The organism is Agromyces sp. NDB4Y10 (genome assembly GCF_001620055.1).
GTDB classification, from domain to species: Bacteria; Actinomycetota; Actinomycetes; order Actinomycetales; family Microbacteriaceae; genus Agromyces; species Agromyces indicus.
On sequence record NZ_LQGY01000003.1, the window covers coordinates 35,251 to 53,967 of the forward strand.

Genomic DNA, 18,717 nt, shown 5'->3' on the forward strand with positions numbered 1-18,717 from the left:
GTGACCGGGAGCAGCGTCGAGCAGGTGACGGCGGACGCGCCGCCACGCGGCATCCGCCGGCTGCTCGGCGGCCGCGCCGCGGCGTGGGGCGCCTTCGTGCTCGTCCACGCGATGCTGGCCGGCCTGAACCTGTTCGCGCCGGGCTATCCGATGGGGGATGTCACGGGCGTGTACCTGGTGTGGGCGGAGACCGCACAGCAGGGATGGCTGCGGATGGGGATCGACACCCCGTGGGTGTACCCGATCCTCGCGTTCGCGCCCATGACCGCCGCGCTCGCGTTCGGTGCGGAGTGGTACGGCGAGGCCTGGCTCGCCATGGTGACCGCGCTCGACGCGTTCGCGTTCGCGGTGCTGCTCGGCCGCGGGACCCTGTCGGTGCGCCGTCGCGCCGCAGCCTGGTGGTGGGTCGCCTTCCTCGCGATGCTCGGCCCCATCGCGCTCGGGCGCATCGACGCGGTGACCGTGCCGTTCGCGATCGTGGGACTCCTCTGGGCGGCCGGCCGGCCGCGGGTCGCCGCGATGCTGCTCACGGTCGGCGCCTGGATCAAGGTCTGGCCCGCTGCGCTCGTGGCGAGCCTCGTCGTCGCGCTCCGCCGGCGCGGGGAGGTCGCGGTGATGGCCGCGGCGCTGTCGGCCGGCATCCTCGGTGTCAGCCTCATCGCCGGGTCGGGCCTCAACGCGTTCGGCTTCGTGGCCCAGCAGGCCGGCCGCGGCCTCCAGGTCGAGGCGCCGCTCGCCGTGCCGTGGCTGTGGTGGATCGTCGCCGGAACCGACGAGGCGACGATCGAGTACGACCGCGGCATCCTCACCTTCCAGGTCGAGGGGCCGGGCGTCGAGGTGGCGTCGGCGCTGACCACCCCGCTCATGGCGATCGCGGTGGCCGCGGTCCTCGCCCTCGGCATCCGCGCCGCGATGCGGCGGGCGCCGGTCGTGGCACTCCTGCCGCCGCTCGCCCTCGCCTTCATCGTCGCCCTGATGCTCGCGAACAAGGTGGGCTCGCCCCAGTTCGTCACCTGGCTCGCCGCCCCGGTGATCCTCGGCATCGCCCTCGGCGGGGGGCGCTTCCTGACGCCGGCGGCGATGACCGCCGCGATCGCGCTGCTCACCCACGTGATCTACCCGTACTGGTACGGCTGGCTGCTCATCGCGAATCCCGGCTTCGTGCTACTGCTCACGCTGAAGGTCGTCCTGCTGGCTGCGCTGCTCGCGTGGGCCCTCGTGCGCGTGTGGCAGGCTGGGTCCGCGCGCCGGCCGCCGGTGGTCGATGCCTCCGCCTGAGCGGCGTGCGCGCAGAGAGGGGAGCACCATGCTGGTCGCATTCTCGGTCGCGCCGAGCGGCACGGGTCGGAAGGACGCCTCGGTCCACGACGCGGTCGCCGCCGCGGTGCGGATCGTGCGCGAGTCCGGCCTGCCCAACCGGACGACGTCGATGTTCACCGAGATCGAGGGGGAGTGGGACGAGGTCTTCGCGGTCGTCAAGGCGGCCACCGAGGCGGTGGGCGACTACGGTTCGCGGGTCTCGCTCGTGCTGAAGGCCGACATCCGGCCGGGCTGGTCGAACGAGCTCGAGGCCAAGGTCGACCGTCTCGAGGCGGCGATCGAGAACGACGGATGACGCCCGCCCCGGCGGTCCGCGCCGGAGGCTGACTCCCGCGCCGCGATTATCGAATCGATTCGATCCGTGGCAGAATCGTGCGGGTGACTCGCCACCCGCACGCGCCGACGACCCTGTCGCCGGCTCGCATCCGCCTCGCGCTCATCGCCCTCGCGATGGGCGGGTTCGGCATCGGCGCGACCGAGTTCGTCGCGATGGGCCTGCTGCCCGACATGGCCCTCGACCTCCTGCCCGGCCTCGCCGCGACCTCGACCGAGGCCGCCAACGCGGCCGCGGGCTGGATCATCTCCGCCTACGCCCTCGGGGTCGTCGTCGGCGCCCCCACGATCGCCGCGGCCGCGGCGCGATGGCCGCGCAAGCAGCTCCTGCTGACCCTGCTCGCCGCGTTCACGCTCGGCACCGTGGCATCCGCCCTCCTGCCGACGTTCGAGCTCGTGGTGGCCGCGCGCTTCGTCGCCGCCCTGCCGCACGGCGCCTACTTCGGCATCGCGTCGCTCGTTGCGGCGAACCTCATGGGCCCCGGCAAGCGCGGGCGCGGCGTCGCCCTCGTGCTCTCCGGACTCACCATCGCGAACGTCGTCGGCGTGCCCGCGATCACCTGGCTGGGCCAGCTCGCGGGCTGGCGCATCGCCTACCTCGCGGTCGCCGCGATCTTCGCCGCCACGTTCGTCGCCGTGCTCGCGGCCGTGCCGTGGCAGCCCGGCGACCCGGCCGCGACGATCGGCCGCGAACTGCGGATCTTCACGCGCACGCAGGCGTGGTTCGCACTCGGGATCGGGGCGATCGGCTTCGGCGGCCTCTTCGCGGTGTACAGCTACGTGGCCCCGCTCGCCACCGAGGTGACGGGACTCGACGCCGCCCTCGTGCCGGTCGTGCTCATCGTGATCGGACTCGGGATGACGATCGGCAACTTCGTCGGCGGTCGCCTCGCCGACTGGAGCGTGCGCCGATCGATGTACCTGGGGTTCGGCATCATGGCCGCGTCGCTCGTGGTGCTCGCGCTGACCGCGTCGAACCCCGTCGGCCTCATCACGGGCCTCTTCCTCGTGGGCGGGTCGGCGTCGGCGTTGTCGCCCACCATCCAGATGCGGCTCATGGACATCGCGCGCGACAGCCAGTCGATCGCCGCCGCACTGAACCACTCGGCGCTGAACATCGGCAACAGCCTCGGGGCCATCCTCGGCGGCGTGGTGATCGCCGCCGGCCTCGGCTACGTCGCCCCGGTCTGGGTCGGGCTCGCGCTGACGCTCGCGGGAACCGCGCTCGCGCTCGCGTCGTTCGGGCTCGATCGAGCGCGCCTGCGCCGCGGCATCCCGATGCCCTCGGTCACCGGCGCCATGCCCGCGATCGGGGACTGAGCCGCTCGCCTACTCGGACTGCAGGAGGATGCCGTCGGCGATGGCCCGCTTCCGCAGGGCGACCTTGGTGCCGACGTCGTAGCCGGCGAGCCGGTACTTCTCGCGGATGCGCTTGAGGTAGCTCTTCGCCGTCTCCTCCGAGATGCCGAGCTGGAAGGCCACCGCCTTCACCGGCTGGCCGGCGCCGTACAGCGCCATGACGCGGCGCTCCTGGGCGCTGAGGCGCGGTGCGGCCCCGTCGTCGTCGAGCGCGCCGATGAGCTCGGTCGAGATGTAGGTCTCGCCGGACTGCGCGGCGCGGATCGCCTCGACGATCGTCTCGACCGGCTCGGACTTCACGAGGTAGCCGAGCGCACCGGCACCGAGCGCCTCGCGCACCACCGCCGGTTCGGAGTAGGTGCTCATGAGCATGGTGGCGACGTTCGCCGACTTCAGCGTCGACAGCTTGATCGAGATCGGGATGTTGTCGCGCAGGTCGAGGTCGAGCAGGACCACGTCGACGGGGAACTCCGGGTGGGCGAGCAGTTCCGACCAGGACGGCACGGCCGCGACGAGGTCGATGTCGGATGCCGCGCCCCGGACCCACTCGGTGAGCGCACCGAGCAGCATGCGATGGTCGTCGACGATCGCCAGCCGGATCGGGCTGGTGTCGGGTTCGGGCACGTCAGGCTCCCCTCAGTCAAGCGGCGCCGGGTGGCGTCGCGGTTCCCGCACGGTTCGCGGGGTCGATCCGGCAGTCGATGTCGACCCGGAAGCCGTCGGCTCCCGCGACCACATCGTGTCTTCCGACATTATCCAGTGCCTCCCACGTCGCCTCGTCGACCCTCCGTGCGGTGACGCCGGAGACGTCGAAGCGGATCGCGATGCGCGTGCCGTCGAACAGCCGGCCGTCGTCGGGCTCCGGATCGAGCGCCTCGCGGTCGCGGCAGGTCACGAGCACCCGCAGCGGCGGGGCAGAGGCCTTGGTCCGCCGTTGCCCGGCGATCAGCCAGAGCGCGAGCAGGAGCCCGTCGCGCTGGGCCGGGCCGAGCAGGCCCGCGAGGCCGGCCGGGTCGTCGACCGTCACCCGTCGGCTGAGGTACGCGGACTCGGTGACGGCGTGGCGCAGCCAGGTGTCGGTCCGCCCCTCGATGAGCCGGACGCGCAGCCGCGCGGCGAGCTGGCCGGCCCGCTCGGCCGCCGCCGGCGGCAGCGGCAGCGCGATCCGGCCCGCGCCGACGTCGTCGAGCAGCGCCTCGGCGTCGTAGTCCAGCTCCGCGAGCTCCTCCGAGGCGCGCATGCCGACGGCCGAACGCGGGGTGGAGACGGTGCTCTGCACGAGCGTGAGGTCGAGCTCGCGCCCCACCAGGCGGCGGAACCCCCGGACCGCGATGACCACGAGCACCACGGGCACCACGGCGGAGGCCGCGATGGCCACGCCGACCACCGTGCGGGTGCCCGCCTCGGGCGCCTGGACCAGCGCCTGGACCAGCAGCACCGCGGCGATGGTCACCGCCGCGGCGAGCGGTCCGCGCGTCTCGCGCAGCGCGGCCACCGGCATGAGCAGCGCCGCGGCGGCCGGGGCGGCGGTGGGCGTGATGCCGAGCTGCAGGGTGTCGACCGTGGCGGCCACGTCGAGCCAGACCGGCACCGCGAGCGCGACGAGGAGCGTGCCGAACACCCAGTCGGGCACGCGGCTGAGGCCGCGGGTGGCGACCACCGCGCCGACGGTCACGAGTCCGAGGGCGATCCACGCGGGCCCCGGGTCCCGGCCGGGCGGGAAGATGTCGGCCAGGCCCCACGCGTGCAGCAGGTGGGCGAGCACGATCGCGACGCAGGCGACGGTGACGCCGGCGGCGAGGCGCCGGCCGCCGTGCGCACTGCGGATGTCCTCCGCGGCGCGGGCCGACCGCGTCGGCCGGCGGAACTGCACCTCGTGGGTGGTGTCGCGCGGCACGTCGTCCGGCGGGAGGCTGCGCTGGAACCGGCTCACGGCTTCGGAACCTCCAGCATCACGGTCGTGCCCGACCCCGGCGAGCTGAAGACCCGCGCGCGGCCGCCGACGGCATGCAGTCGACCCACGACCGACTCAGCGAAGCCGAGTCGTGCCGGATCGACCGCCGCGGGTTCGAAGCCGGCGCCCTGGTCGGTGACCATCGCCCGGACGGTCCGGTCGTCGTCGGTGATCGTGACGTCGGCCTCCTTCACCCCGGAGTGACGGCGCACGTTCTCGAGGCACTCGCCGAGCGCGCCGAGGAGCGCGTCGAGCGTGTCGCGCGGCAGCACGAGCTGACCGGCGCCGTGCCAGTTGACGTCGAGCCCCATGCGGGCGAACCGCTGGCGGACGGAGTCGAAGGTCGTGCCGAGCACGTCGGCGGGGGAGTCGGGCGAGAAGGCGGTGCTCGAACCGTTGTCGAGCGGCGCGCCCAGGCGGAGCTGCTTCAGCAGGCGCGCGTCGTCGCCGGCCTGCTGGCGGAGGGCGCTCTCGCCGACGCCGACACCGGAGTGGGCGAGGAGGCTCAGCGTCGCGAGCACGGTGTCGTGCAGGACGCGCGCATCCTGGCGCTGCTGCGCCTCCGACTCGCTCGCGAGCCGCTCCGCCCGGTGGGCGCGGCCGACCTCGTCGATCCGTTCGGCCGCGCGGTCGATGGCCCGCGCGAGCCACAGGCCGGTGGCGGTGGACGCGGCCCATCCGGCGATGGACGCGACCAGCACCGTGCCGAGGTCGGCCCCCGCGAACCACGACGCGACCACGGCGGTCACGACGGCGAGCCCGGAGAGCACGACGAGCGCCACGCCGTTCGGGCGCACGATCGAGGGGATCGCGATGGCCGCGGCGGTGAGCGCGCCGGTCACCGCCATGGCGGTCTCGGCGGCGGGGTCGATGGTCGGGTCGAGCCCGATCACGAGCAGCAGGGCGACGGAGGCCGCGATCGTGCCGAGGATCGGCAGCGTGGCGCCCCGCGCCGTCGCGAGGACGACGAGCCCGATGAGCGCCAGGTCGAGGATCACCGCGAGGGCGAAGCGGTCTGCGTCGAGGGCGCCCGGCACGAGCAGGCAGGCCAGCGCGAGGACCGCTCCGGTGAGGCTCCCGGCGCGTGCGAGTCGTCGCAGCAGCCGGTCACGTTCCTTGTCGATCCGACGCATGCCACCCCTCTCGCGGCTCGCCATGGCGGCACCCGGGTGCCGTCATCCTCGAAGATAACCCAGAGCGACCCCCGGACACGGGCCAAACGGCCCGAACCGGGGCGACGGGTCCGGTTCGGGTCAGGCCGCGAGGAGGTCGCCGATGGCCCGGCCGACCGCGTCGTCCTCGATGAGGAACGCATCGTGGCCGTAGTCGGAGCGGAGCACGACCGGCTCGTCGCCGTGCACCGTCCGCCGCAGTCCGCGCGCGATCTCGCGCTGGCCCTCGAGGGAGAAGTAGCGGTCGCTGTCGATCCCGAGCACGAGCGCGCGCGCCTCGATGCGGTCGAGCGCCGCCGCGACCCCGTCGCGGCCGCGGCCGAGGTCGTGCGAGTTCATGGCCTCGGTCAGCACGAGGTAGCTGTTCGCGTCGAAGCGGCGCGTGAACTTGTTGCCGTGGAAGTCGAGGTACGACTCCACCGCGAAGCGTCCGCCGCCGCCGAGCGGGTCGAGGCCCGACTGCCAGCTGCGCTCGAACCGCTGGTTGAGCTCGACGGGCGTGCGGTAGTTCAGCATCGCCATGCGCCGCGCGAGCGCGAGCCCGCGGGTGGGTCCGTCGCCGTCCGGGGCGTCGTAGTACGCGCCGCCGCGGAAGGCGGGGTCGCTGCGCACGGCTTCGAGCTGCACCGAGTTCAGGGCGATCTGGTCGGCCGTGGTCGCCGCGGGGGCGGCGAGCACCGCGATCCGCTCGACCGCGTCGGGGGCCATGACGGCCCACTCGAGCACGTGCATCGCGCCCATCGATCCGCCCACCACGGCGGCGAAGCGCTCGATGCCCAGCTCGCGGGCGAAGGCGATCTGCGCGGCGACCTGGTCGCGGATGGTGAGGAACGGGAACCTGGCGCCCCACTCGACGCCGTCGGGCGCCACGGAGGAGGGACCGGTCGAACCCTGGCATCCGCCCACGACGTTCGGGGCGACGACGAACCAGCGGTCGGTGTCGATCGCGCGACCCGGGCCGACGACGCCCGGCCACCAGCCGGCGCTCGGATGGCCGGGGCCGGCGGGGCCGAGCACGTGGCTGTCGCCCGTGAGCGCGTGCAGGACGAGGATCGCATTGTCACGGGCCGGGGCGAGCGTGCCCCAGGTCTCGTAGGCGATGCGCACGTCGGGCAGCACCTGGCCCGACTCGAGCGCCAGGTCGCCGATGCGCGCGAACCGGCGGTCGCCGACCGGGTCGCCGGCGCGCCACGCGCCCGTGGCGGGGGCCCGACCGGCGAGCTGGTGGGCGGCGCGGGCCTCGGGCACGATGCTCGCGGGCACCGTCTCCGAGGTCGTCTGCCAGTCCATGCCTCGATTCTCCCGGACGCGCGACGGGGCTGCTCCTCTGTTACGCGCCCACCGACGCCGCGATGCCCGCAGCCCGCGCAGACGACGGATGCCGCGTCCCGGGCCGGACGCGGCATCCGTTCGCTGCTCGTGCGGTCGTCAGACCCGCGCGGCCTCCGTGGCACGACGCGCGGCCGCGAGGCCCGCCTCGAGGTCGGCCTTGAGGTCGTCGACGTTCTCGATGCCGACCGAGAGCCGCACGAGGCCCGGCGTGACGCCGGTCGTGAGCTGCTGCTCGGGCGTGAGCTGCGAGTGCGTGGTCGAGGCGGGGTGAATGACGAGCGAGCGCACGTCGCCGATGTTGGCGAGGTGGCTGAACAGCGACAGGTTGTCGACGAGCGCGCGGCCGGCGTCGACGCCGCCCTTGAGCTCGAACGACAGCACCGCGCCGACGCCCTTGGGGGCGTACTTGTTGGCGGCCGCGTACCACGGGCTCGAGGGCAGTCCCGAGTAGTTGACGCTCGCGACGTCGGGGTGACCGTCGAGCCACTCGGCGATCTCCTGCGCGTTCTGCACGTGGCGCTCGACGCGCAGCGAGAGCGTCTCGATGCCCTGGATGAGCTGCCACGCGCTCGCCGGCGCGATCGACGAGCCGAGGTCGCGCAGCAGCTGCACGCGCGCCTTGATGACGTACGCGAGCGCGTCCCCGACCGCGGCGGTGTAGCTCGCGCCGTGGTAGGACGGGTCCGGCTCGGTGAGGCCGGGGAACTTCTCGACGTGCTTCGACCACTCGAAGCGGCCGCCGTCGACGATGACGCCGCCGATCACGGTGCCGTGGCCGCCGAGGAACTTCGTGGCCGAGTGGATCACGATGTCGGCGCCGTGCTCGAACGGGCGGATGAGGTACGGCGTCGCGATCGTGTTGTCGACGATGAGCGGGATGCCCGCGTCGTGCGCGATGCCCGCGACGAGCTCGATGTCGAGGACGTTGATCTTCGGGTTGCCGATGGTCTCGGCGAAGAAGAGCTTCGTGTTCGGGCGGACCGCACGGCGCCACTCGTCGGCGTCGTCCTGGTTCTCGACGAACGTGGTCTCGATGCCGAGCTTGGCGAGCGTGTACTTGAACAGGTTGTACGTGCCGCCGTAGATCGACGACGACGAGACGATGTGGTCGCCGGCCTGCGCGATGTTCAGCACGGCGAAGGTCTCGGCCGCCTGGCCCGACGCGACGAGCAGCGCGCCGGAGCCGCCCTCGAGCGCGGCGAGGCGCTCCTCGACGACGGCCTGCGTCGGATTCATGATGCGCGTGTAGATGTTGCCGAACTCGGCGAGCGCGAACAGGTTCTGCGCGTGCTCGGCGGAGTCGAAGACGTACGACGTCGTCTGGTAGATCGGCGTCGCGCGCGCCTTCGTGACCGGGTCGGGGGCGGCGCCCGAGTGCACCTGCTTCGTCTCGAAGCGCCAGTCGGCCTGCTCTGCCATGGGGACTCCTTCGCGTTCGCGGTGCGGCAGCGCCGCAACCGCAGCCCACGTTACGAGCGGTCGATCAGGCGATCAACGGATGCCGCAACACGGCGTCACGCGCCGCGCTCGCCGTCGCGCGGCTCGCCGCCCGGCGGTCGCGCATCGGGCGCCGTCGCGTCCTCGGCCGCCGTGCGCGGCGCGGAGGGCGCCGGCGGCAGCGCCTCGGGCGGGAGCACGAGCGTGCCGGTCGCGGTCGCCGGCTCCGGGCGGAACAGCCACCGCGCCCGCGGCTCGACGAGGGGGCGGAAGATCCGCCGCACGGGCTTCAGCGACAGCACGACCGACACGCCGATGCAGAACACGATCATGGCCGGCAGCACCCACCACGGCTGCTGCCCCTCGAGCAGTGGGGTCTCGCGCAGCGGGAACAGCACGAAGGAGTGCAGCAGGTAGATGTACATCGTGGCGCTGCCGAACGCGGTGAACCAGGTGGTGCGCCGCGGCATCAGCACGAGGAAGGCGACCGCGAGGAGCATCGCGAGCAGCAGCAGGAAGAGCCGGATGGCGCCGGACCAGGGCTCGTCGTAGCCGATGGACTCGTAGGACTCGTCGTAGAGCATGAACCGGCGCAGCCGCAGGTCGCGCCAGGTCTCGATGGCGATGGGGAGCACGACGAGCAGTCCCGCGAAGAGCGCGATCGCGCCGGCCCGCCAGCGCCACGTGACCGCCGTGGGCAGGTCGAGCCAGCGGTCGGTGATGCGCCACTGGCGGAGCTTCCAGCCGAAGACGAAGAAGGGGAACATGCCGAACGTGCGCGTGAGGGCGAGGGTCGAGTCGATCTCGACCGCGTAGCCCGCGCCGATCGAGATCGCGATGGCGATGAGGAGCGGATAGCGCAGCAGCACCAGGAACGGCAGCGCGATGCGCCAGATCGCGAGGGCGATGAGGAACCACAGCGTCCACGAGGCGGTGGTGTAGTCGAGGACGAAGTCCCCGCCGAGGGCGAAGCGGATGACGGTCCAGATCGTCTCGAAGATGAAGTACGGGAAGACGATGTCGGTGAGCACCTGGCGCATCGCGCGCGCGTTCGGCGGACCGGACTTGGCGAAGTACCCGGACACCGTCACGAACACCGCGACGTGGAACGAGTAGATGAACAGGTACACGCTGTAGGCCGCGTCGTCCTCGCCGATGAGGGGCAGGATGCCGTGCCCGATCACGACGAGCGTGATCGCGATCCAGCGCGCGTTGTCCCACAGCGGCACGCGGCGCTTGCGCTGGGGCGGCTTCGGGGCGCGGGTCGACGGCGTCGGCTGCATCCGCCCATTCTCGCGCATGGCCCGCGCCGTGCACGTGGACGACCGCGCCCGCCGGTGCAGAATGGCCGCATGGACGGCAAGCGCGCAGTGGTCACCGGGGCGAGTTCGGGCATCGGGGCGGCGACCGTGCGGGCGCTGCGGCACGACGGATGGGACGTCGTGGCCGTCGCGCGGCGCGAGGACCGCCTGCGCGCGCTCGCCGCCGAGACCGGGTGCGAGGTGGTCGTCGCCGACGTCACCTCCGACGCGGACGTCGCGGCGCTCGCCGAGGACCTCGCGTCGGCGGGCCCGGTGCACGCCCTCGTGAACAACGCCGGCGGCGCGAAGGGCCTCGCCTCGGTCGAGGAGTCCGACCTCGCCGACTGGGCGTGGATGTTCGAGGTGAACGTGCTCGGCGTCAAGCGCGTGACCAGCGCGCTGCTGCCCCTGCTCCGGCGCGGCGCCGACGAGCGCGGCGTCGCCGACCTCGTCAACGTGACCTCGCTCGCCGGGCACGTCGCCTACGTCGGCGGGGGCGGGTACAACGCCGCCAAGTTCGCCGCGCACGCCCTCACCGAGGTGCTCCGGCTCGAGCTCAACGGGGAGCCCATCCGGGTCGTCGAGGTGGCGCCCGGTCTCGTGAAGACGGACGAGTTCGCGCTGGTGCGGTTCGGCGGCGACCGCGAGCGCGCCGACGCCGTCTACGAGGGGGTGCCCGAGCCGCTGGTGGCCGAGGACGTGGCATCCGTCATCGTCGACGCCATGTCGAAGCCGCCGCACGTGGACCTCGACCTCATCGTGGTCAAGCCCGTCGCCCAGGCCGCGCCGCACCGGCTCGCCAAGGGACCGCTCGTCACGCGGCGGGAGGCGTCGCGATGAGCGACGGCGGGGTCGAGCGGCGGCAGCGCTGGGTCGACGCGACCGGCCGGCTCCTCGCCCTGCTCGGCATCGCGTTCATCGTCGCGTACACGGTGTGGGTGCTCGTCCCGGACCTGCCCAGGTCGATCGTGGTGGCCTTCAACGTGATCTTCGCGCTCACGTGGGCGCTCTTCCTCGTCGACGCCGTCATGCGCCTCGTCCTGACGCCGCGAGGGGAGCGGTGGCGGTACGCCTGGCGTCACCCGATCGAGCTCCTGTCGGTCGTGTTCCCGGTGTTCCGCGCCCTGCGGGTGGTCTCGCTGCTCGGCTACCTGCCGGTGCTGCAGCGCCGGACGACGGAGGCCGTACGGGCCCGATTCATCCTCTCCGCGATCATCTACGCCACGGTCTACGTGTTCTTCATCTCGCTCGCGGTGCTCCAGGTGGAGCGCGACGCGCCGGGCGCCAACATCACGAGCTTCGGCGAGGCGATCTGGTGGGCCGTCGTCACGCTCGCCACGGTGGGCTACGGCGACACCTACCCGGTCACCGTGCCCGGCCGCATGTGGGCCGCGGTCCTCATGGCCGGCGGCGTCGCGATCGTGGGCGTCGCCTCCGCGACGGTGATCTCCGTCCTCAACGAGCGCCTCTCCGGCCTGCGGAGCGAGCACCCGCACCGCCGCGGGGTCGTCGCCGAGCGCGAGGGGCTCGCCGAGGGCGACGACGTCGCGGAGCGGAACGCGAGCGACGACCCCGGCCCCGAGCGGGCGGGCCGCTAGCCTTGGGGGAATGAGCTTCGACGCGAATGACGCCGCCGCGAGCGGCGCGGACGGGATCCGCCGCGAGATCCTGACCTGGGACGACTTCTCCGCCGCGGCCCGCGGGCTCGCCGCCGACGTGCTCGGCTCCGGGTTCCGCCCCGACGTGGTCATCGCGATCGCACGCGGCGGGCTGCTCCTGGCCGGCGCGATCGCGTACGCGCTCGGCACCAAGTCCTGCGGCTCGATCAACGTCGAGTTCTACACCGGCGTCGACGAGCGGCTCCCGGAGCCGGTGCTGCACCCGCCCATGCTCGACGCGCCGGCGCTCGAGGGCAAGCGGGTGCTCCTCGTCGACGACGTCTCCGACTCGGGCCGGACCCTCGCGAAGGTCGTCGACCTGCTGGGCGGGGTGGGTGCCGACGTGCGGAGCGCCACGCTCTACGTCAAGCCGCGCACGGTGCTCGTCCCCGACTTCGCCTATCGCGAGACCGAGGACTGGATCGTCTTCCCCTGGTCGGCCCTGCCGCCCGTGCGCGCAGAGGAGGAGGTCCGATGAGCGTCCACCTCGTGGGGGGCGGCTGGAGCGCGGAGCACGCGCCCGCCGTGTGCGCGCCGTTCATCGCTGAGGCGGCCGCGGCCGCCGGCCGCGACGCCGTCGAGCGGCCCCGCGTCGCCGTGCTGCTCGTCGCGCCCGAGGCCGAGGGCGTCGAGCTCGCCGCGCGGTGGCGCGCCGTGCTCGAGTCGGTCGCCGACGTCGACGTCGCGGTCTCGGTCGTGGACGAGGAGGGCGCGTTCGCGACCCCGGCGCTCGCGGGCGCCCACGGGGTGCTCGTCGGCGGTGGGCTGACGCCCGCCTACCGCCGAGCCGTGGAGCCCGTCGCGGGCGAGCTGCGCCGGCTCGTGGCATCCGGCCTGCCCTACCTCGGCTTCTCGGCCGGCGCCGCCATCGCGGCCGACACGGCGCTGCTCGGCGGATGGCGCATCGGCGGCGTACCCGTCGCCCCCGAGGAGGCCTCCGAGGACCTCGACGAGGTCACCGCCGAGGCCGGCATCGGGCTCGTCGACCTCACCATCGACTGCCATGCCGCGCAGTGGGGCACCCTCACGCGGCTGATCGCGGCCACCGAGGCGGGGCTCGTCGACGGCGGCATCGCGATCGACGAGGACACGCTGTTCTCGATCGGCACCGGCGGCCTGCGGGTCGCCGGCGCGGGCAGCGTCTGGAGCGTCACCGCGGGCGACGAGGGCGTCGTCGTGCGGAGCATCACCGGCTGATGGGCCGCACCCTCCCCGAGCTCGCCGAGGCGGGCCTCATCGATGCGAGCTGGGCCGAGGCGCTCGCGCCCGTGGCCGACGACATCGCGCGCATGGGCGACTTCCTGCGGGCCGAGACTGCCGCGGGCCGCTCGTACCTGCCCGCGGGCGACCGCGTGCTCCGGGCGTTCCGGCAGCCGGTCGACGACATCCGCGTGCTCATCGTCGGCCAGGACCCGTACCCCACGCCCGGCCACCCGATCGGCCTGTCGTTCGCGGTGGAGCGCCACGTCCGGCCGATCCCGCGGAGCCTCGCCAACATCTACCGGGAGCTCGCCGACGACGTCGGCTGCACGCCGCCCGACCACGGCGACCTCGGCGCGTGGAACCGCAGCGGCGTCATGCTGCTGAACCGCGTGCTCACCGTGCGGCCCGGCGAGTCCGGCTCCCACCGCGGCAAGGGATGGGAGCGCGTGACCGACCACGCCATCCGCACCCTCGTGGACCGGGGGACCCCGCTCGTCGCCATCCTCTGGGGTCGCGACGCGCAGTCGCTCGCCCCGCTGCTCGGCGACACGCCCCGCATCGCGTCGGCCCACCCGAGCCCGCTCTCGGCGAGCCGCGGGTTCTTCGGCTCCCGCCCGTTCAGCCGGGCCAACGCGCTCCTCGAGGCCCGCGGCGGGCGACCCGTCGACTGGTCGCTCGCCGACGACTGACCGTCCGACGACGGCGGGCATCGCCGCCGGGCAACCGCGTCCGGCCGCGTCATCCGTTCGCAACACGGCGCGCGTACCATGGCGGGATGCTCGAGGAGGAATACCAGCAGCGACGGGTGCTGCCCCGGCACCTGCGCCGGCCCGAGCCGGAGGAGACGCCGTTCGCGTACGAGATCCGCCCGGCGCGGCCCGCCGACCTGCCGGCCGTGCGCGAGATCTACAACTACTACGTCGCGAACTCGACCGTGACCTTCGATGAGGACGCGATGACGCTCCGCGAGTGGAAGCAGAAGTTCGCGATGCTGCAGAAGCTCGGCATGCCGTTCCTCGTCGCGGAGTCGCCCTCGGGGCAGCTGCTCGGCTACGCGCTCGTCTCCCCGTGGAAGCAGAAGCGGGCGTACCGCTACACGGTCGAGGACTCGATCTACCTCGGTCCCGCGGCATCCGGCAAGGGCCTCGGGCGGGCGCTGCTCGGCGAGCTCATCGAGGCGTCGAAGGCGGCGGGGCTGAAGGAGATCCTCGCCGTCATCGCCGACCAGGGCGCCGAGGCGTCGATCGCGCTGCACGAGCGCTTCGGGTTCACCGAGATCGGGCGCATGGGCCGGGTCGGCTTCAAGTTCGACCGGTGGCTCGGCACCGTGCTGCTGCAGAAGTCGCTGAAGTAGCCGCCGGGTCAGAGCACGAGTTCGTGCGTGCCCTGCAGCGCGGGCAGCATGACCGCCACGACGAGCCCGGTGGCGCTGAACAGGCCCGGGTGGGCCAGGCCGATCACCGTACGACGCAGCGCCGGCCGGCTCGCGAGCATCGCGGGCGGCACCCGGTCGGATGCGGGCACCTCGCCCCAGCCGCGCACGCGCCCGAGGAACCACGCGCAGCGCAGGACGAACGCGGCCCACAGCAGGGCGACGAGGATCGGGACGAGGAAGAGCATGACGTCCACGCCCGTGCCGAGGATCTCGTCCTCGCGGCCCTCCGCGGCGAGCTGGATCGCCTGCGAGATCGCCGCGCCGACGACCACCGAGGCGCTCCACGCGACGACGCCGATGACGAGCGCCGCGTAGCGCACGGCGAAGTGGCCGAAGACCGACGACATCTCGTCGAAGTGGCGTCGCGGCGTCGCGTGCAGCACCGTCACGGTGGCCGCGAGCGACGGCCCGACCATGGCCGTGAGCACGATCGCGTCGGCCCACGCCGGCCAGTCGGCGACGAGCGCCACCACGAGCAGCGCGCCGAACGCCAGGCTCCAGGCGGCACCCCAGGCGAGCGGATGCCGCGCCACCGCCCCCGCGATGCGCTCTCCGGCTGCCACCCCCGCCACGTGCGTCACTCTACCGGCGACGCTGCGTAGGCTCGTGACGTGGCCGACCCGATCGAGGACCTGCACGAGTACACGGCGTTGGAGCTGCACCAGTTGCTGCAGCGCCGCGACGTGACGCCGACGGAGGCGGCCGAGCACTACCTCGCCCGGATCGAGCGGCTGGATCCGGTGGTGGGCGCGTTCGCGGCGGTCACGCCCGACCTCGCGCTCGAGCGGGCGCGCCGGGTGGAGCGCGACGTGCCCCGCGCCGCCCCGCTCTGGGGCATGCCCCTCGCCGACAAGGACCTGCACCCGCGCGCCGGGGTGCCCACGGCGTTCGGGTCGCGCGCCCACGAGGGGCGCGTGCCCGACGAGTCGGACGATCTGGTCGACGCGGTCGATGCGGCCGGCGCGGTGAGCCTCGGCAAGACCGCCACGCCCGAGTTCGGCCTGCCGTCGTACACGGAGCCCGTGGGCGGTCGACCGGCACGCAACCCGTGGGACCTCGAGCGCGGGGCGGGCGGCTCGAGCGGCGGGGCGGCGGCCGCGGTGGCGGCCGGCCTGCTGCCGTTCGCGCCGGGCAGCGACGGCGGCGGCTCGATCCGCATCCCGGCCGCATCGTGCGGCCTGGTCGGCGTGAAGCCGTCGCGCGGGCGGGTGCCGTCCGGGTCGGGACTCGACCGGCTCGCGGGCCTCGGCGTCGTCGGCCCGATCGCCCGCACCGTCGCCGATGCGGCGCTCCTGCTCGACGGCATGATCGCGCCGCACGGGTACCCGCCGCGGCATCCGTTCGCGGTGCGGGCACCCGGGGACGACGGACCGTACCTCGGTGCGGCGATCCGTGGCGAGGGCCGCTTCCAGGTCGCCGTGATGACGGACACGCCGTGGGACGAGTTCACGGAGATCCGGCTGGATCCGGCCGCGCGCGCCGCCCTGGATGCCGGCGTCGCGCTGCTCGACCGGCTCGGCCACGGCGTCGAGGAGCTCGCCCCGGCGGCGGAACCCGGGTACCCGGCGGCCTTCCGCACCATCTGGCAGGCCGGTGCCGCGACGATCGACGTGGCCGAGGAGCGCGCCGACCAGCTCGAGCCCCTCACGCGGTGGCTCATGGGCCGGGGCCGCGCCCTGACCGCCGCCGAGCTCGCCGCCGCGCAGTCGTGGCTCACCGGGTTCGAGCGGCGCACCATCGCGCGCTTCGCCCCCTTCGACGCGGTCATGACGCCCGCGCTCGCCCTCGAACCGCGTCCTGTCGGGTGGTACCACGCCGAGGACGGCGAGGAGAACTTCGCGCAGCAGGTCCGCTTCACGCCGTACACGTCGTTCGTCAACGTGGCGGGCCTGCCGGCGCTCACGCTGCCCGTGCTGGACACCGAGGACGGGCTGCCCATGGGGGTGCAGCTCATCGGACGCCCGGGCGGGGAGGCGACCCTGTTCGCCCTCGCCGCCCAGTTGGAGCGCGCGGCTCGGCGGGGGAGGCGGCGACCGCCGGTGTGGTGACGCGAGGTTGCGGTCGCAGCCGAACCGTGTGCAAGACTTAGGTAATGCTTACCTCACTCGCCCAGGCGGAGGTCGTCGCCCGCCCACGTCCCGCCTACCGGACGTTCCGCGCGAGCGTGTCGCGGGTCGAGCGGCTCTCGCCGCACTTCGTGCGCGTGACCTTCGCCGGCGACGACCTGGCCGGCTTCGGCACGGCCGGATTCGACCAGCGGGTCAAGGTGGTCCTGCCGCTGCCCGGCGCCGGCTTCACGTCGTTCCCGGAGGGCGAGGACTGGTTCGGGGAGTGGCGGCAGCTGCCGGCGGAGCAGCGCAACCCGTTCCGCACCTACACGATCCGCGGGGTCCGTCCCGCCTCGCGCGAGGTGGACATCGACTTCGTCGCACACGGCGACACCGGCCCTGGATCCGCGTGGGCGGGCCGCGCCGCTCCCGGCGACGAGATCGTCCTCGTGGGACCGGACGAGCTGAGCGAGGGGCGCACGGTCGGCATCGACTGGCGTCCCGGCGACGTCGACACCGTCCTGCTCGCCGGCGACGAGACCGCCGCGCCCGCGATCTGCGCCATCCTCGAGTCCCTCCCGGCCGACGCGACCGGTGCCGCGGTCATCGAGGTGCCGTGCGCCGAGGACGCGCTGCCCGTCCGCGCGCCGTCCGGCGTCGAGGTGCGCTGGCTGCCCCGCCTCGACGGACAGGCTCACGGCGAGCGGCTGGTCCCCGCGGTCCGCGACTGGGTCGCACGCACCTGCTGGCTGCGCGACTGCGCCGACCCCGTCGCCGCGGCGGCCGAGACGTCGCGACGCACGCTCGCCGACCTCGAGGCGGCCGCCGACGCCGACGGCATCCTGTGGGACGTGCCGGAGGGCACGAGCCTCGACGGCGACTGCTACGCCTGGATCGCCGGGGAGGCGTCCGTCGTGAAGACGCTCCGGCGGTTCCTCGTGCAGGAGGCCGGCCTCGACCGCCGCCAGGTCGCGTTCATGGGGTACTGGCGCCGCGGTCGCGCCGAGCTCGACTGATCCCGACGATGGTCCAGCGGATGCCGGTGGCCGAACGGTCGCGCCCCGACCGCGGTGCGGCGGCGGGACGACCCCACCGCGCGCCCCGGCCGCGCCCACCGTTCGGCGTCGTGCTCGCGGCATCCGTCGCCCTGCTCGCACTCGCCGTGCTCGCGAGCCTCGCGATCGGCTCGCGTGCCGTGCCGTTCGACGTGGTCTGGAGCGCGTTCACCGCCCCGGTCGACGGCGACACCGACCAGCTCGTCGTGCGCGAGCTGCGGCTGCCCCGCGCGATCATCGGGGTGCTCGCGGGCGCGGCGTTCGGCGCGGTCGCCTCGGTGCTCCAGGGCGCGACCCGCAACCCGCTCGCCGACCCCGGGCTGCTCGGGCTGAACGCCGGCGCATCGCTCGCGGTCGTCGTCGCCATCACCTTCCTCGGCGTCTCGACCCCGCTCGGATTCATCTGGTTCGCGTTCGCCGGCGCGGCCGCTGCGGCGGCCGTCGTGTTCGCCATCGGCTCGGTGGGCGGCGGCGCGACCCCCGCCCGCCTGGCCCTCACGGGCGCCGCGGTCATGGCGGCCACGACACCCCTCATCACGCTCGTGCTGATCCGCGACCTGGCGACCCTGAACCAGTACCGCTTCTGGTCGGTCGGCTCGCTCGCCGGACGCGGGCTCGAGACCGCCGCCGCCCTCTGGCCGTTCCTCGTCGCGGGACTCCTGCTCGCCGCGTGGCTCGCGCCGCGGCTCAACCTCATGGCGCTCGGCGACGACGTCGCCCGCGGCCTCGGCGTCCGCCTCGGGGTGACCCGTCTCGTCACCGCCGTGGCGGTCATCGTCCTCGCCGGGACCGCGACCTCGCTCGCGGGACCGATCGCGCTGCTCGGCCTCGCCGTCGCCCACGCCGCCGGCGCGTTGGCCGGCGGCGACTACCGGCGGCGCATCGCGGTCGCCGCCGTCCTCGGCGCCACCGTGCTCGTCACGGCCGACGTGATCGGGCGCGTGGTCGCCTCGCCGGCCGAACTCGAGGCCGGCATCGTCGCGGCCGTCGTCGGTGCGCCCGTGCTCATCGCGCTCGTGCGCCGGCGCGGGGGAGCGGCGACGTGACCGCCGTCCGCCCCGACGCCGGCGCCCGCACTTCGTCCGGACCGACGGCGGAGGCCGCCGCGAG

At 74.0% G+C, this 18,717-nt stretch carries 19 protein-coding genes; 12 read left to right on the forward strand and 7 right to left on the reverse strand.

The window, feature by feature from the left end; all coding sequences use genetic code 11:
* The 3 genes from AVP42_RS00810 (at position 1) to AVP42_RS00820 (ending at position 2,973) form a co-directional block, all read left to right on the forward strand.
* Positions 1–1,278, forward strand: coding sequence for a glycosyltransferase 87 family protein (locus AVP42_RS00810; RefSeq protein WP_231878492.1), 1,278 nt, complete (start codon positions 1–3; stop codon positions 1,276–1,278).
* A gap of 28 nt (positions 1,279–1,306) precedes the next feature.
* Positions 1,307–1,615: a thiamine-binding protein gene (locus AVP42_RS00815; protein WP_067945174.1), complete on the forward strand. Its 309-nt coding sequence runs from the start codon at positions 1,307–1,309 to the stop codon at positions 1,613–1,615.
* Between the two features lie 155 nt (positions 1,616–1,770).
* The gene (locus AVP42_RS00820; protein WP_082846884.1) at positions 1,771–2,973 is read left to right on the forward strand and encodes an MFS transporter; all 1,203 of its coding nucleotides are present in this window, start codon (positions 1,771–1,773) and stop codon (positions 2,971–2,973) included.
* A gap of 9 nt (positions 2,974–2,982) precedes the next feature.
* Here the strand turns inward: AVP42_RS00820 and AVP42_RS00825 are convergent, their stop codons facing one another.
* The 6 genes from AVP42_RS00825 to AVP42_RS00850 form a co-directional block, all read right to left on the reverse strand.
* Positions 2,983–3,636: a response regulator transcription factor gene (locus tag AVP42_RS00825; RefSeq protein WP_067945178.1), complete on the reverse strand. Its 654-nt coding sequence runs from the start codon at positions 3,634–3,636 to the stop codon at positions 2,983–2,985.
* A 16-nt stretch (positions 3,637–3,652) separates the two neighbouring features.
* Positions 3,653–4,945: a hypothetical protein gene (locus AVP42_RS00830; RefSeq protein ID WP_067945180.1), complete on the reverse strand. Its 1,293-nt coding sequence runs from the start codon at positions 4,943–4,945 to the stop codon at positions 3,653–3,655.
* Entirely contained in the window at positions 4,942–6,099 is a 1,158-nt protein-coding gene (locus AVP42_RS00835; protein ID WP_067945211.1) for a sensor histidine kinase, read from the reverse strand. The genes AVP42_RS00830 and AVP42_RS00835 overlap by 4 nt, the downstream gene beginning before the upstream one ends.
* Before the next feature lie 120 nt (positions 6,100–6,219).
* Complete coding sequence (locus AVP42_RS00840) at positions 6,220–7,428, reverse strand: homoserine O-acetyltransferase (protein ID WP_067945182.1); 1,209 nt, start codon at positions 7,426–7,428, stop codon at positions 6,220–6,222.
* Between the two features lie 138 nt (positions 7,429–7,566).
* Positions 7,567–8,889, reverse strand: coding sequence for a bifunctional o-acetylhomoserine/o-acetylserine sulfhydrylase (locus AVP42_RS00845; RefSeq protein WP_067945184.1), 1,323 nt, complete (start codon positions 8,887–8,889; stop codon positions 7,567–7,569).
* Between the two features lie 95 nt (positions 8,890–8,984).
* Entirely contained in the window at positions 8,985–10,190 is a 1,206-nt protein-coding gene (locus tag AVP42_RS00850) for an acyltransferase family protein (RefSeq protein WP_067945186.1), read from the reverse strand.
* A gap of 69 nt (positions 10,191–10,259) precedes the next feature.
* On the opposite strand from AVP42_RS00850, the gene AVP42_RS00855 reads away from it, so the two are divergent.
* From AVP42_RS00855 to AVP42_RS00880, 6 genes are all read left to right on the forward strand, one after another.
* The gene (locus AVP42_RS00855) at positions 10,260–11,048 is read left to right on the forward strand and encodes an SDR family oxidoreductase (protein WP_067945188.1); all 789 of its coding nucleotides are present in this window, start codon (positions 10,260–10,262) and stop codon (positions 11,046–11,048) included.
* Entirely contained in the window at positions 11,045–11,806 is a 762-nt protein-coding gene (locus AVP42_RS00860) for a potassium channel family protein (RefSeq protein WP_067945189.1), read from the forward strand. The genes AVP42_RS00855 and AVP42_RS00860 overlap by 4 nt, the downstream gene beginning before the upstream one ends.
* Positions 11,807–11,816: 10 nt before the next feature.
* On the forward strand, positions 11,817–12,344 hold the full coding sequence (locus AVP42_RS00865) for a phosphoribosyltransferase (protein WP_067945191.1): 528 nt from the start codon (positions 11,817–11,819) through the stop codon (positions 12,342–12,344).
* Positions 12,341–13,063 (forward strand): peptidase S51, encoded by a 723-nt coding sequence (locus tag AVP42_RS00870; protein WP_067945193.1) that lies wholly within the window; start codon positions 12,341–12,343, stop codon positions 13,061–13,063. Before AVP42_RS00865 ends, AVP42_RS00870 begins: the two co-directional genes overlap by 4 nt.
* Positions 13,063–13,758, forward strand: coding sequence for a uracil-DNA glycosylase (locus tag AVP42_RS00875; RefSeq protein WP_067945195.1), 696 nt, complete (start codon positions 13,063–13,065; stop codon positions 13,756–13,758). Before AVP42_RS00870 ends, AVP42_RS00875 begins: the two co-directional genes overlap by 1 nt.
* Before the next feature lie 86 nt (positions 13,759–13,844).
* Entirely contained in the window at positions 13,845–14,423 is a 579-nt protein-coding gene (locus AVP42_RS00880) for a GNAT family N-acetyltransferase (protein ID WP_067945198.1), read from the forward strand.
* An 8-nt stretch (positions 14,424–14,431) separates the two neighbouring features.
* Here the strand turns inward: AVP42_RS00880 and AVP42_RS00885 are convergent, their stop codons facing one another.
* On the reverse strand, positions 14,432–15,076 hold the full coding sequence (locus tag AVP42_RS00885; RefSeq protein ID WP_067945200.1) for a hypothetical protein: 645 nt from the start codon (positions 15,074–15,076) through the stop codon (positions 14,432–14,434).
* Positions 15,077–15,127: 51 nt separating this feature from the next.
* Between AVP42_RS00885 and AVP42_RS00890 the strand changes: the two genes are divergently transcribed.
* The 3 genes from AVP42_RS00890 to AVP42_RS00900 are packed head-to-tail and all read left to right on the forward strand — an operon-like array spanning position 15,128 to position 18,653.
* Positions 15,128–16,552: an amidase gene (locus AVP42_RS00890; RefSeq protein WP_067945213.1), complete on the forward strand. Its 1,425-nt coding sequence runs from the start codon at positions 15,128–15,130 to the stop codon at positions 16,550–16,552.
* A gap of 44 nt (positions 16,553–16,596) precedes the next feature.
* On the forward strand, positions 16,597–17,568 hold the full coding sequence (locus AVP42_RS00895) for a siderophore-interacting protein (RefSeq protein ID WP_067945201.1): 972 nt from the start codon (positions 16,597–16,599) through the stop codon (positions 17,566–17,568).
* Between the two features lie 20 nt (positions 17,569–17,588).
* The gene (locus tag AVP42_RS00900; RefSeq protein WP_082846882.1) at positions 17,589–18,653 is read left to right on the forward strand and encodes an iron ABC transporter permease; all 1,065 of its coding nucleotides are present in this window, start codon (positions 17,589–17,591) and stop codon (positions 18,651–18,653) included.
* Positions 18,654–18,717: the final 64 nt, after the last annotated feature.